Origin of the sequence: Microbacterium shimangi, from assembly GCF_043556445.1 — a bacterium.
Taxonomy (GTDB): domain Bacteria; phylum Actinomycetota; class Actinomycetes; order Actinomycetales; family Microbacteriaceae; genus Microbacterium.
Genome location: NZ_JBIGII010000006.1, coordinates 12,393 through 25,502, shown reverse-complemented (window position 1 = coordinate 25,502; position 13,110 = coordinate 12,393). Strand labels below are relative to the sequence as shown.

At 69.8% G+C, this 13,110-nt stretch carries 11 protein-coding genes; 1 reads left to right on the top strand and 10 read right to left on the bottom strand.

The annotated features are described in order from the left end of the window. Positions 1 to 9: 9 nt before the first annotated feature. The 5 genes from ACFXQA_RS13025 to ACFXQA_RS13005 are packed head-to-tail and all read right to left on the bottom strand — an operon-like array spanning position 10 to position 6,412. On the bottom strand, positions 10 to 516 hold the full coding sequence (locus ACFXQA_RS13025) for a hypothetical protein (RefSeq protein ID WP_394520300.1): 507 nt from the start codon (positions 514 to 516) through the stop codon (positions 10 to 12). Next, complete coding sequence (locus tag ACFXQA_RS13020; protein WP_394520299.1) at positions 516 to 2,531, bottom strand: primary-amine oxidase; 2,016 nt, start codon at positions 2,529 to 2,531, stop codon at positions 516 to 518. Before ACFXQA_RS13020 ends, ACFXQA_RS13025 begins: the two co-directional genes overlap by 1 nt. Positions 2,532 to 2,548: 17 nt before the next feature. Further along, positions 2,549 to 4,057, bottom strand: coding sequence for a gamma-glutamyltransferase (locus tag ACFXQA_RS13015; protein ID WP_394520298.1), 1,509 nt, complete (start codon positions 4,055 to 4,057; stop codon positions 2,549 to 2,551). Between the two features lies 1 nt (position 4,058). Next, on the bottom strand, positions 4,059 to 5,153 hold the full coding sequence (gene solA, locus ACFXQA_RS13010; protein WP_394520297.1) for an N-methyl-L-tryptophan oxidase: 1,095 nt from the start codon (positions 5,151 to 5,153) through the stop codon (positions 4,059 to 4,061). Further along, the gene (locus ACFXQA_RS13005; RefSeq protein WP_394520296.1) at positions 5,150 to 6,412 is read right to left on the bottom strand and encodes an aminotransferase class V-fold PLP-dependent enzyme; all 1,263 of its coding nucleotides are present in this window, start codon (positions 6,410 to 6,412) and stop codon (positions 5,150 to 5,152) included. Before ACFXQA_RS13005 ends, solA begins: the two co-directional genes overlap by 4 nt. A gap of 74 nt (positions 6,413 to 6,486) precedes the next feature. Between ACFXQA_RS13005 and ACFXQA_RS13000 the strand changes: the two genes are divergently transcribed. Next, positions 6,487 to 7,254 (top strand): class II glutamine amidotransferase, encoded by a 768-nt coding sequence (locus ACFXQA_RS13000; protein ID WP_481825246.1) that lies wholly within the window; start codon positions 6,487 to 6,489, stop codon positions 7,252 to 7,254. Positions 7,255 to 7,260: 6 nt separating this feature from the next. Here ACFXQA_RS13000 and ACFXQA_RS12995 read toward each other — a convergent pair whose 3' ends face one another. From ACFXQA_RS12995 to ACFXQA_RS12975, 5 genes are all read right to left on the bottom strand, one after another. Beyond that, on the bottom strand, positions 7,261 to 8,367 hold the full coding sequence (locus tag ACFXQA_RS12995; RefSeq protein WP_394520294.1) for a hypothetical protein: 1,107 nt from the start codon (positions 8,365 to 8,367) through the stop codon (positions 7,261 to 7,263). 98 nt (positions 8,368 to 8,465) lie between these two features. Further along, positions 8,466 to 10,070, bottom strand: coding sequence for a ThuA domain-containing protein (locus tag ACFXQA_RS12990; protein ID WP_394520293.1), 1,605 nt, complete (start codon positions 10,068 to 10,070; stop codon positions 8,466 to 8,468). 346 nt (positions 10,071 to 10,416) lie between these two features. After that, a complete protein-coding gene (locus tag ACFXQA_RS12985; protein ID WP_394520292.1) occupies positions 10,417 to 11,241 on the bottom strand; it encodes a DUF6999 family protein in 825 nt (274 codons plus the stop codon). A 1-nt stretch (position 11,242) separates the two neighbouring features. Then, positions 11,243 to 11,944 carry an iron-containing redox enzyme family protein gene (locus ACFXQA_RS12980; protein WP_394520291.1) on the bottom strand — a complete coding sequence of 234 codons (702 nt, stop codon included), beginning with the start codon at positions 11,942 to 11,944 and terminating at the stop codon, positions 11,243 to 11,245. Next, complete coding sequence (locus ACFXQA_RS12975) at positions 11,941 to 13,083, bottom strand: 3-oxoacyl-[acyl-carrier-protein] synthase III C-terminal domain-containing protein (protein WP_394520290.1); 1,143 nt, start codon at positions 13,081 to 13,083, stop codon at positions 11,941 to 11,943. Before ACFXQA_RS12975 ends, ACFXQA_RS12980 begins: the two co-directional genes overlap by 4 nt. Positions 13,084 to 13,110 lie beyond the last annotated feature (27 nt).

Sequence of the window (13,110 nt, the reverse complement as noted above, 5' to 3'; positions counted from 1 at the left end):
GCTTCGGACTCAGGCGGCGACCGCGCCCGCGAGGAGGAGGAGCGAGACGGCCATGCTGACGTACTGCACCCGCTCGAGCAGATGGGCGTGGCGCAGCCGGGTCGCCGACCAGGCCGCATACACGCCCGTTGCCGCGACCAGCAGTAGCACGAGCGAAACAGCTGATGCCCCGTGGTGCGACCCGGTGTCGACGACCAGACCGCCCGACATTGCGAGCATCAGGCCCGCCATGAGGATCGCCCCGATCGCCGCGTGCACGCGCATCCCCGAGACCGCCGGGGGTTCGGCCGAGCGACGTCGCCTCGCGCCGAGGGCCATCGCGAGAGCAGTGGTCACCGCGCTCCACCCGACCACCGGCACGAGGTGTGCTCCGGTGATGACGTCGAGCATCGCCAGGAACATCACGATCGACAGCGACAGCTCGCGCAGCCGCGGTCGCGGACGGTCGAGCGCCACGCAGCAGGTTCCGAGCCCCGTGGCCCCCAGCGCCCCCGCGTGCAGCAGGTCGGCGACCATCAGTGGTGATCGTGGTCGTGGTGATGCGCGTGCGGGTCGTCGCTGCCGTGATGAACGTGACCGTGCCCCTCGTGACCGTGCCCCTCGTGACCGTGCCCCTCATGACCATGCCCGCCCGACGGGGCGTGGCAGCTCGCGCTCGACGACTCGGGCACGTCGAGAGAGGGGTTGCGCGTGAAGAATCCGTCGGGCTCGAGGCGCAACCCGATCTTGTGGGCCGGCATGATCGGCCATTCCTCCGGCTTCGGGTAGTGGTGCACGCCGATGATCGGCCACACCACAAGTTCGGCGCCATCGAGCGGCCGGTCGGCCTGCTGCCAGGCGGTGATCCCTTCGGCTTCCAGCGGCGCCTGGTTCGGGTACTCCCCCGCGATGAACCGCTCGGAGGCATCGTAGGCGGTGGCCCACAGGTGTTTGGCGACGAACGGGGCCTTCCGCGCCACGACGCTTCCGGGCTTGGCGAACAGTCGCGTGGTGTTGAGCACCGACAGGCGGTACGCCGTCGATTCACCGAAACGGTTGGTCTTCTCGGTGTTCTCGATCCTCCAGTGCAGGGCGCGAGAGGCATCCGCCAGGCGTCCCGCGTCCTTCTCCGACGCGATCGTCTGGGCCACCATCTTCACGGCATTGCCCCAGGGGTTGAGCTCGTCGTCCTCTTCGACCTCGGCGTGCACCTCGACCAGGCGGTTGACGGGGCCGTCGACCGCGGCATCCAGACGCACCGCGAAATAGTGCTGGTGCGTGGGTGCCTGCACGTTGGGGCTGACCATGCGCCCGAACGCGGGCATCTTGCCGTCGTCGATGCCCGAGACCGACAGGATGCCGGTCAGCTTGATCTCGAGCTCGATGTTGCCGTCCTGGTAGAGCGACCAGTAGAAGCCGTAGTCGTAGTTCGCGACCGTGGCGAAGAACGAGATCACCAGACGCCGGGAGCGGCGCACGTCAGCCTCGCCGGTGCGCGTGTTCACGTGCTTCCAGAGGATGGAGTGGTCTTCCTCGTGCAGGCAGATGCCGTTCGGAATGGTCATCGCCTCGCCGTTGCCATCGAGCACGTGCGCGTCGAAGTAGCGGATCTCGCCGAGGCAGTCGCAACCGAGCTCGAGCGATGCCGTGAGCGGGCCCGCGCCGTACTCGCCCCAGTCGAAGAAATTCTTGCGGTACGCGGTCGGGTCGGAGTCCAGGTACGGCACGTACATCTCGTTGATCGATGCTCGGCGCATCACCGAGCGGTCGACGGCACCGTCGCGGTAGGCGATGTCGTGGAGCACGAGGCCCTCGCGGTGGGTGAAGCCGATGTTGAACGACCAGTTCTGCCAGGTGACCCTGTGCCCGTCGACGTGGAAGCCCGGGCCCTCCGACTGGGTGATGTCGAGCGGGGCGACCTCGCGGTCGGGTCCCCATGTGCCCGAACGGTAGTTGCCCGACTCGCTCGCCATCGGGATGACACCGTGGTCCTCGATGCGGATCACGTCGAGCGTCTCGAGGTCGAGAATCGGCACGAGACCCGCGACCGGACGCGCGTAGCCGTTGTCGTCGACGCTCTCGCGGTACCAGACGGTCCCCCATGACAGGCGGCGATCGGCGAGGTCCTCGGGTTCGAAGCCGGTGATCGACTCGGGATCGACCCATACGAGCGAGGTGTCATGGATACCGCGCTTGGCCAGTGCTTCGACGATGAGCGGATGGTTGCGGGCCGACTGCGCGATGGCGCGCGCCTCGTCCGACGAAACACCGGGCCGCTTCGCGTCGACGTCGGCCCATCCCGAGATCACCGCTTCACGGTCGGCACCCGACGTCCACCCGGTGACCTCCCACGCAGCGTGAGCGTCGGGGTTCATGACCACCGTCCGCACCGGTCGCCCCTGGTCGGGGGCGAGAGCACGAGCGAGACCCTCCTCCACCGCGATCCCCCAGAACCGGGGTCGCTCGCCGATGCGCGCGTCGGCGCGGACGAGCGCCGTGAACTCGGCGATCTCCGCCGGAGTGATCGGGTCGCTCCAGATACGTGAAGTCATGAGGTTCTCCTCCAGGGTCAGGGGGTGAAGACGACGCCGGCGCCGTCGGCGCGGGGGTCGCTCGCGGCATCGAGGCTATCGACACCCGTGGTTCGTCGAACGAGTTGCACGTGGCCCGCCACGTCGGCGAGGGGCGGGAGCTCCGCGATCGGCACCCCCGCGGCCCGGGCGCCTTCGAGAGCAGCGGCTTCGACACCGTGCTCGGCCGCGAGCGTGAGGCGCGAGAAGCCGAGATCGACGTCACCGACGATCCACCGCGGGCGGGCGAGAAGACGATCCAGCGGCTCGGTCATCGAACACCGGTCGGCGAAGAGCTGGGCGAGAATCCATGGCTGGGCGCGTCCGCCCTGACAGCCCGCGACGATGAGCGCCGACGCGTCCTCGACGATGAGGGGGCAGAGCGTGTGGGGCGGACGTGCGCCGGCGCTCAGGCGCGAGGGCGACCGCGCGTCGATGGTGAAGGCGCTCCCGCGGTTGTGGAAGAGCACCCCCGTCTCGGGGTCGAGCAGGCCCGCGCCGAAGGTGAAGTACACGCTCTGCACGATCGTGACCGCCCAGCCCTCATCGTCGATCGCGACGACCGATGCGGTGTCGCCGCTCGCGCGCGCTTCGAGACGGCCGGCGGTGTCGGCGGTCGCCGCGAGGTTCAGCAGGGCCGCGACATCGATCGGCCCGACCCGCGGGTCACCGAGATGCGCACCACGGGCGGCGACGCCCCGCACCGCCGCGGAAACGAGGGCCGCGGCATCCGCGTTCCCGTCGCGGTCGAGGCCGCCGGAGACCGTGCCGGGCACGAGGGCTCCCGCCGAGGGCGGCGGAGCGACCGACCAGGTGCGGCCGCCGACCTCCGCGGTGAGCGCGGGAAGCTCCTCCGGCGCGTAGCCGGCGAAGTCCGCGAGAGTGTGGACGCCGCCCGCGCGCTGCAGAGCTGCGACGAGGCGGGCGGCCGTCACCCCGGTGTAGAAATCGCCGGGGTCGGCGGCGAGTCGATCGAGCGTGTCGGCCAGCGCGGGCTGCACGAAGAGCTCGCCCTCCGCGAGCGGCATCCCCTCTGCGGCGAACACCCGGGAGAGTCCGGGATCGGCGAGGATGCCGTCGGTTCGCGATTCGAGCGCGCGCGCGAGTCCTGCGCTGACCCGCGCCCCCTCACGCGCGGTGGCGGCGGCTCCGTGCAACGCGGAACTCAGATCGTGCACCGCGCCGCGGGCCGCGATCGCCTGCCAGCCCGCGACCATGCCGGGCACCGTGACCGCGTGGGCGCCCTGGCGGGGGACGCTTTCCCATCCGCCCGAGACGTCACCGATCGCTGCGGGCGCGGTTCCGGCGGCGATGACGGCGGTCGTCTCTCCGTCGGGATCGCGCACGAGGGCGATGAGGTCGCCGCCGATCGCGCACTGGTGGGGGTAGACGACGGTGAGCATGACCGCCGCGGCCAGCGCCGCATCGAGTGCGTTGCCGCCCGCGGCGAAAGCGCGCTCGCCGGCGGCGACGGCAGCGAGGTGCGGGGCGGCGAGGGCGACGGGCATGTCAGAGCCCCCTGCGGGCGGTCGAGACGAAATCGAGGTCGGGGCGAGGCACACCCTCGTGCAGATCGGCGATGGCCTCGCCGACGGCGGCGCCGAATTTGAACCCGTGCCCGGAGCACGCCGAGACCGCGATCACTTCGGGCGCCGCAGCCAGAGGCCCGAGAATGAATCTCTTGTCTTCGGTCATCGTGTACAGGCACGCGACGGCGTCGATCTTCGACACGTCGATCCCCGGTACGTACGTCGTCATCAGCGTTCGCAGCTGGTGCACCTCTTCGGCGGTGGCAGGCGCGACGGGTACCTCGGGGTCCCACACCGGCCCCGCGTCGACACCGATTTTGAGACCGTTCCCCTCGGCGTCGGGAATGCCGAAGACGAGTCCTTCCGGGCGGTCGATCGAGAAGGCGCCGAGCTGCGGCGGCGCGCCGGCCGGCTGCCCCGCGGCCACCGTGAGGGTCAGGATGCGCCAGACGTCCAGCAACGGCGCAAGGGAGGGCAGCATCCGTCCCGCCCACGGTCCCGCCGCGACGATGAGCCGTTGCGCGCGGATCTCGTCGTCACCCGTTCGGACGACGACACCGGTCGACGCGGGCTCCCACCCGTCGACCTGCACTCCGAAGCGCAGGTCGGCGCCGCGCGACACGGCGCTGCGGCGGAGGGCACCGAGCGCCCGACCCGCTTCGAGCACGCCCGCGTTCGGGTCGTACACCGCGCCGTAGCCGTCGGGGATGCGCAGTGCCGGCATCAGCTCGGCGACCGCAGCCGCATCATCGAGGGCCACGCAGTCGGGCCCTTGCAGCTGCGAAGCGCCGGCGTGCGCGTACACGCCGCCGGTGCGATGGATCAGCACCTCGCCGCTCTCACGCTCGAGGTCGGCCCACGCAGCGTAGGCCCGTGCGACGAAGCCGTTCCAGGCCGGGTTCGGGTACGCCCGGCGGATCATTCGTGTGCGACCGTGCGACGAGCCGCGAGAGTGTCCGTCATCGAAACGCTCGAGCCCCACCACGCGATGCCCGCGCCGGGCGAGGCTGGCGGCGACGGCGCTGCCGTGCACCCCCAGTCCGAGAACGACGACGTCCGTCTCCACGGTGCTCATGATCCTCCCGCCGGGCGACTGCGAGCAATGCTCGCGACGCCGTCGACGAGCGCCGCGACGTCGTTCTCATCGTTGTACACGTGAATCGACGCACGCACCACGGCCGAGATCCCGCGGTCGCCGAGGTCCCACTGACCGTGGGTCGCGGGCACCGACACCAGCCTCACGCGTTCACGGGCGAGCTCGTTCACGACCGTCGCGGCAGCCACGCCCTCGATGACGAAGGTAACGATGGCCGACGGGGTGTCGACGCCCTCCGCGAGCGCGACGCCCTCGATATCGGCGAGCGCGAGGCGCAGAGCCCGACCCGCCTCGGACAGCCATGCCTCGGTCGCGGGCATGCCTCGCTCGAGCGCCTCATCGATCGCGATGCCGAGGCCGAGGCGTCCTGCGACCGACGTCTCCCATGTCTCGAACCGTCTCGCAGACTCATCGACACTCCACTCGGATGCTGAGGTCCACTGCGACGCGCGTACGTCGGGCGCCGTCGGCAGAAGGCGTTCGAAGGCCCCGGCACTGACGTAGGCGAACCCGGTTCCGCGAGGTGCGCGGAGGAACTTCCGCCCCGTCGTGACGAGTACGTCGCAGGCGAGTTCATTCACGTCGGTATCGAGGTGACCGACCGACTGCGTCGCATCGAGCAGGTAGAAGCCACCGTACGAGCGCACGAGGGCGCCGATCGCGGCCGCCGGCTCGACGAGCCCCGAAGAGGTCGGAATATGGGCCGCGGTCACGATTGCCGGCGGCCCCTCGGCGAGCATCCGCTCGAGCGCCTCGGTGTCGACCAGCCGGTCGTTCCCCGTGGGCACGATCTCGAGGTCGACTCCCGCTTCGCGGGCGAGCGTCATCAGATGCAGGGCATGACTCACGTAGGTGCTGCGCGTGGCGATGATGCGCGACCCCGAGCGGAGTCGGAGCGCCTCGAGAACGACGCGAAGCCCGGTCGAGGCACTGTCGAGAAGCGCGATCTCATGCCGTTCCGCGCCGATCAGGCGCGCCGCCGAGTCGTAGACCGCTTCGAGGCGAGGACGCACCTCGTTCGCTGCTTCGTACCCGCCCACGGCCTCTTCGAGATGCAGATGCTCGACCGTCGTCGCGACGACCTGCCGCGAGGGAAGCGCTGCCCCCGCCGCATTGAAATGCCGGGCGTTCCGCGATCCGGCGGTCTCTGCCCGCTCGTGGGCGACGTCGATCGGTCGCGGCGGAGCGACGGAATCGGACGTCGTCGAGAGCGAATTCGCCGCGGGAATCGAGTTCATGGGCCTTCCAGGATCCAGGTAGGATCCAAACGTAACACAAGTGGATCCAATGCCAGGAGGTGCCCGTGTCCCGGATGCTGGGCTTCGTTTCGGGCCTCTCGATGACACCGGTCGAGGCTCTGGGCGCGGATCTCCTGGAGGAGTTCCGCAACCTCTCGCACCTGCACGCAGACGGCTGGGGAATCGCGACCGCTCCGCCCATACGGGTCGCGACGGGTCTCTCCTCCGTCGCAGACGGCTGGCCCGCGTCGCGAGAGATATCCGGGCGCTCCGGCATTCTCTATCTGCGCTTCGCGAGCGCGGACAGCGCCGTGTCGAAAGAGAATCTGCAGCCGTTCGCCGCCGACGGCCTTGCTTTCGCCCACAACGGCGCACTGGCCCCGCTCAGCATCGGAGCGTCCGCACTGTCTTTCGACGAGCTGCACGCCCTTCGAGGGACAACCGACAGCGAGGTCTATTTCGCCCTCGCCCGGCGCGATCGCATCGACGACGAGCCGATCGAAGAGTCCGTGGCCGGCGCCGTCGCCCTCGTGCGTTCCCTCTATCCCTCCGCCTGCCTGAACGCGATGCTGCTCGACGGCGATGACCTGGTGGTCGTCCACTCGAGCGGCACCGTCGCGCCGCCGCTGGCCGCCTTCTCCCGCCGCGGGACTGTCGGCGCCCGCCTGCCGGTCGGGCACGGTGACGACTACAACCTGCTGTCGACGGCGGCGCTCCGCTCCGGCGCACGGGTCGTCGCGACCACCGGCGTGGATCAGACGGGGTGGACGCCGCTCGCGAACGACACCGTCTACGCCTTCGGGGCCGACGGCACGACGCGGTCGACCCCGATCACGCGCTGACCCGCATCAGCGCGCGGCGGCGTTCTCCGTCGGCTGCCCCTCGCTCGACGTCGGCTCATGAGCCGCCGCCGTCACCGCCGCGGCGATTCGCGCCTGCACCCGCGTCTCTGCGCGGGCGCGCAGACGAACGACGAGCACGACGACCAGCGCCAGCAGGGCGAGCAGAACCAGCTGGGACCAGGGGATCGCCCACGCGGTGAACGACGTCGTCGACGGCAGGAGCGCCGCTTGCACGGCATCGTCTCCGACAACGGAGGGCACAGCGGTCACTTCGCCCCACGCGAAGAAGAGCGGCCAGACCGCGAGGGTCGTGGACGCGGAGGTCTGCTGACGCGGCAGGATCTCACGGTGCTCCCCCGACGAGCTCGCGCCGCCGACGCCCAGGAGACCTGCGGCCTGAGTATTCGTCGTCGAGCCCAGGCGCACGTTGCCGGAGTTGGAGATCACGTAATCGACGACCAGGGTTCCCGGGGCGAACGGATTCCATGACGGCGTGTACGACGCCGAGACCGATTCGGGCACGACCGACGCGACCACGTCGCCGGCCACGCGAAGATGCAGCCGCACACCGACGCGGGAGGTCACCTGAACGGCACCGTCGTCGCCCGTCGCCAGCTCGGCGACGACGCCGGCCGGGTGGTCGCCCGGGGTCGCGTCGGCGGGAACGTCGACCCGGATGGGCACCACCGTCGTCGACGATGCGGGCACCTCGATCAAGATGCCGCCGCCATCGCGTGCGGTCGACCCATCTACCGCTCCGATATCGACCCAGGCGCCGCTGTCGACCGGCTGCTCGCCGGACGGGAGCAGGTCGAAATTGCCGGCCTCGGTCACGACGCCATCGCTGGCGTAGACGGCGAACGGAGCGGGTGCCGAGCTGAAGTTCGTCACCGCGACGAACTCGTCGACGCCGGCGCCCGGGTCGATCGTGTGACGGAACGACACGCGCCCGTCGGGGCCCTCGGCGGACGACGGCGCGACGGCCCAGGTCGTACCCGCTGGCGGGTCGGTGTTCGCGGCTGCGGGCGACTCGAGCGCGTTCGCGGCGGGGGACGCGGCGAACACCGCCGCCCAGACGAGGGCGACGGTGAGGGCGGGGCGGCTTCGCAGCATCCGCGGTTCTCCTGTCTTTCCGGGCCGGCGGGAGCGCGACCCGGAACGGGAAAGCGCGGGGTGGAGCCGGATGACGGCCCCACCCCCGCGTCGATCGATCAGTCGGTCGGGAACAGCGACAGCGTCAGTCGCGCGGAGTAGTCACCCTCCGCGGTTCCGAGCGGCGCATCGAGGTAGAGCCACGCGTTGACGTCGGTCACCCCGCGGCGCCCCTCCGGCGTCGCCGACGCCAGCAGCGACGCGACGGCGAGCCCGGTGCCGCCGTCGGTGGCGGTGGCGACCTGCGGCCCCGCGGCCACTCCCTCGCGGGCGGTGAGGAGGTTCGGTGCCCACCCGAGGTTCTCGGCTCCGAGCGTGGAGTCGCCCGAGGTGAAGGCCGACGACTGCCCGGAAGCCGCCCAGCCGCTGTCACCCGCCTGAGTGGCGTTGCGCGAATCCGACACCTTGACGGTCGGAAGCCCGGCGGTGAAGCGCCAGCGATCGGTGAAGCCCGCCTCTTGGTTCAGGCGAACGGCGTCACCGAAATCGGCGACGGTCAGCGCGAGCGCACCCGGCGCATCGACGATCGAGACGTCGATCGGCACGCCGTCGGCATCGGTCGGGCCGTCAGCGGTGAGTCCGCGCTGCCACTCGATCAGGTCGGCGATCTTGGCGTCGAGCGCGTCGTTCTCGAGCGAAGCCGCCGAGCGCTGGGCGAGCAGAAGCGCGGTGATCGCGTCGGCATGCGTGTCGGCCGCATCCGCAGCCTTCGCCGCGGCGAGGTGACCCTGCACCTCCGCCTTCGCCGACTCTTCGCCGGCGGCAGAGGCGAGCACGCCGTCGACCTCGGGGAAGGTGACGCAATCGCCGCCGCCCGACACGAGTCCGGCGGTCCATTCGAGGCCCCGCAGGATGTGCTCGAGGAAGATCGGGTCGGTCCACGCGGAATCGACGTGACCCGCGCCTTCGTACCAGGATCGCCCGCCCTCGAAGTTCTGGCACCAGGCCAGCGGGTGGTCGGCGCCCATCGCGCCGTTGCCCGGGCTGTAGGTGGTCTCGTCGAGCGTGATCAACACGTGCACGTCTTCGCGCGGGTTGGTGGTGAAGTTGTACCACTCGTCGTACCGCGACCACTCGGCCGGGAGCATCGTCGTCGAAGGGTGGCCGGGGTTCTCGACCCGCATCGTGGCCTGCTGCTGCGCCGGGTGACTGCGGAACCGCGCGCCGCCACCGGTCAGCTCGCTGTACCACGGCACGGCGTGCATCGCGTCGGTGGCAGCGTGCAGACCGACGTATCCGCCGCCGCCGCGGATGTAGCCCTGGAAGGCGGCGAGTTCGGTGTCGTCGAGCAGTCGGGGGCTCGTCGGGTTCTGGCTGTTGGTGCCGTCGACCGGAGAGGCGAACACGATGGTCGCGTACTCCTCGAGGTCGGCCGTACTCGTGAAGGGGGTCGTCGTCATCGACAGCTCGGGCTGCCCGGGCGAGCGCCCGATCGCCGGGTCCCAGACATCGACCGTGAAACCGTTCTCTTGCCCGAGCTTGATGAGGGCGTTCGTGGTGTCGTCGATGTGCGAGTGACGGAACCCGAGAGTCTTTCCGACGACGAGGACCTTGTAGTCCTCATCGGCCGGTGCGGCCAGAGCGGGCGCCGCGGTGACTCCGAGGCCGAGGGCGACGCCGGCGGCTGTCGCCACGGCTCCCCATCGGTAAACGGATCGATTCATTGCAATCTCCCTTGAGTGCATGACAGGAACCATCGGGCTGATTATGTTGTTTCACCCGACATATTGGTGGTTGCGAGGTTAGCACCACCGTCCGGAGGCCGTCAAAGATGCGGAAGCCCGCACCTGTACCGTCTTTCGCCGGCGGTCTCTCACCGGCCCGTCGGGGCACAGCAGAACATTTCCACCCGGCGGAAATCGCCGCGTGAAGCGGCGCTCTCGCCACCACAGAGGCTCGCGCGGAGCCCCCCAGGCGCCCCGACCCGTTCAGAAGACCCCCGACTTCTGCGCTCCGCCGACACCCGCGCGCCCGCCGTAAAACGAGAAGTGCTGTGCGGTCAGGCGACGCTCAACGGTGCGAAGCGGCGACCTTCACCAAGTGCGCGTGCGCGTACTCGCAGAGGATCGCGTGGCGGTAGACCATGCGGGGCACATCGACGTTCGAATCCATCCACAGACTCAGCACGCCCGGCTGCCACCGCCGAAAGGTGTCGTCGCCGCTGACGATCGCGAGGATCTCGAGCAACGAGTCGTCGAACCGCATGGAGTGCACCGCGCGGCGGTACTCCTCCGACGACAGGGCGATCGAGAACGGGATGTTCATGAGGCACAGCGCAGTCTGGATATCGAGCCGCAGCGTGCGACGCCTCCCCCGCTCGGCGTCGAGGCGCGGGACGTCGAGCTGGGCGAAGTCGAGCGCCTCGGGGCGTGCCAGCGGAACCCCGTCGAGCGCGATGAGCACGTCGTAGACGTTGATGTCGTGCTCGACGACGGCGTTGTCGCCGAGGCCCGAGAGGCTGGTCGGCCGCAGGGTCACGGGTTCCATCGCGGCCGGGGTGTTGCGGATGACGAAGTTGATGAGGTTCGTCTCGACGACGAAGTGCCGGATGAGCAGCTCGACCGCGTCGGGCGAGACGAACCGCCGCAGAAACCACACGCACAGTCGATCCATCGTCGCCAGTGGCATCCAACGGAACGGGAGCACGCGCTTGACGATCGAGACGACGGTGACGACGGCGCGGGACAGCACGCGAGCGATCGGATACAGCCACTTCCGTGACGGGCGTTGCTGGTCGCCGATGATCTGGCGCACCAGCGCGCGATCGAGGGGAACGGCGGGGTCGGCGTAGACGGCCTCCCACATGTCCGGGTCGGAGCCGGCCGACTCCTTCACGTCAGCGGTCCAGCTCTTCGAGCTGCAGCGCGTAGAGCCGCGCGACCACCTGCGCGCAACGTACGACCTCTTCGGCTGCGGCGTCGTCGATGAGCCCGGAGGTCAGGATCGCCTCGAGGTTGCCGGTGTGCTCCGCGTCCGCATCCTGGTGGTAACGCATGAAGTGCACCTGGCTGTCGGCGAGCCCCAACACCTCCTGGAAGCGAGCCGCCCACCCGGCGGCGCGCTTGGCTCCGAGCCCCTCGATGATGAACATCGCCCCCAGCAGCCCGACCGGATTCGGCTGCGCGGCGTAGTGGAACATGTACCCCGACAGCGCTTCGGATCCGAGGTTCTTGCGGCCCTGGCGCAGCTCGTCGAGCGACCCGCCGACGGCGACATAGTCACGTTCGATCATGAGGTAGTCGCGGTGCTCCTCTTCGGCGTGACGGATGGCCGCCGAGCGCAGTTCGAAGTGGTCGATGTCGAAGCTGGATGCTGCGCGCGAGATCCACGGCGATCCGTCGACGACCTGCTGCCGCAGGTTGAACAGAAGCCGCTGATAGTCGTGGAGGGTCACGGTGCCCTCGGCGAGCCGGCTCAGCACGGGTACCTGCGAGAGGCGCTCCTCGAGCTCGACCCACACGTCGGCGAGGCGCTCGAAGAGCGAGTCCACACCCGCGGGTTGCGTTTCTCCGGTGGTCGTCATGTCGGTGGTCGTCATGTCGGTGCTCCTTGCTGTGCGGGCGGGGCCACCACGGTGAGGTGGGCGAAAGCGAACGAGAATCGGCCCGACTCGGGCACCGCGAGCAGCACCGTCTCGCCGGGGGCGAAGCGTCCGGTGCTCCAGGCCTCTTCGAGGGCGATGAAGATGCTCGCCGACCCGGTGTTGCCGCGGGTCTCGAGGTTCGAGTACCAGCGGTCGGTGTCGAGGGTCGGGATGCGGCGGCGCAGCGCCTCGAACGCGACGTCGCGGAACATGTTCGTGCTGTAGTGACAGACGACGTGGTCGAGATGGCGGACATCGACGAGCCCGATGTCGACGAGCTCTTCGAACTGCCGGATCCCCGTCCGCGCCAGGTCGTCGAGCACGCTGACGTCTTGCCGCAGGAGGAACATGCCGACAGCCTCCGCCTCGGCGATGCCGACGTCTTGCCACGTCTTACCGACCGCGGGTTCGGTCCCGTCCATGCCCGCCCGCATGCACACGTCGTTCTCGTGGGCGAGCGAGACCTGACGCACCCAGTCGACGCGCAACGACGGCTTGGACGGGTGCGGCTGGAACTCGACGACGACGGCACCCGCGCCGTCCGACAGCATCCACCGCAGAAAGTGCGCGTCCATGCCCGCGCGGATTCCCTCGTACCGACGCTGACGGAGGCTCCGGCTCGGTAGTTCCGAACCGACGACGGCGCCGCGCGGATGGTCGCCGAGCCGGATCTTGCTCACCACGGCATCGAGCGCCGCGAGACTCGACGCACACACGCCCGACGCCGAGAGCAACTGCATCGGCCCGCCGCCCAGCCGGCCGTGCACCATCGAGGCGAAACCCGGCACGAGGACGTCGCCCATCGTCGTCGCCGTGGCCAGCATCCGCAGATCGGATGCCGCGATCCCCCGGTCATCGAGTGCGCCGCGCAGCGCCTTGACGGCGAGTTCCTCGTTCAGCTCGGTCGGCTCACCGTGCTCGTCGAGCGCGTAGTGGCGCTGCTTTATGCCGTTCGAGTCGAGGATTCGGCGACGGATGCGCTCGGTGACCGGGTCGTCTCCCCCGAGCCTCGCGACGATGCCGGCGTTGTCGACCGGATCCCCGGGAAGGTAGCTGCCGAACCCCGTGAGATACGCGTTCGCCGTCGACCCCATGGGAACGAGACTAGGCCAGGCGGTGGC

What these genes read in the sequence shown, in the direction of transcription:
- ACFXQA_RS13025 (WP_394520300.1), bottom strand. Translation starts at nt 516, where the DNA reads ATGGTCGCCGACCTGCTGCACGCGGGGGCGCTGGGGGCCACGGGGCTC.
- ACFXQA_RS13020 (WP_394520299.1), bottom strand. Translation starts at nt 2,531, where the DNA reads ATGACTTCACGTATCTGGAGCGACCCGATCACTCCGGCGGAGATCGCC.
- ACFXQA_RS13015 (WP_394520298.1), bottom strand. Translation starts at nt 4,057, where the DNA reads ATGCCCGTCGCCCTCGCCGCCCCGCACCTCGCTGCCGTCGCCGCCGGC.
- solA (WP_394520297.1), bottom strand. Translation starts at nt 5,153, where the DNA reads ATGAGCACCGTGGAGACGGACGTCGTCGTTCTCGGACTGGGGGTGCAC.
- ACFXQA_RS13005 (WP_394520296.1), bottom strand. Translation starts at nt 6,412, where the DNA reads ATGAACTCGATTCCCGCGGCGAATTCGCTCTCGACGACGTCCGATTCC.
- ACFXQA_RS13000 (WP_481825246.1), top strand. Translation starts at nt 6,487, where the DNA reads ATGCTGGGCTTCGTTTCGGGCCTCTCGATGACACCGGTCGAGGCTCTG.
- ACFXQA_RS12995 (WP_394520294.1), bottom strand. Translation starts at nt 8,367, where the DNA reads ATGCTGCGAAGCCGCCCCGCCCTCACCGTCGCCCTCGTCTGGGCGGCG.
- ACFXQA_RS12990 (WP_394520293.1), bottom strand. Translation starts at nt 10,070, where the DNA reads ATGAATCGATCCGTTTACCGATGGGGAGCCGTGGCGACAGCCGCCGGC.
- ACFXQA_RS12980 (WP_394520291.1), bottom strand. Translation starts at nt 11,944, where the DNA reads ATGACGACCACCGACATGACGACCACCGGAGAAACGCAACCCGCGGGT.
- ACFXQA_RS12975 (WP_394520290.1), bottom strand. Translation starts at nt 13,083, where the DNA reads ATGGGGTCGACGGCGAACGCGTATCTCACGGGGTTCGGCAGCTACCTT.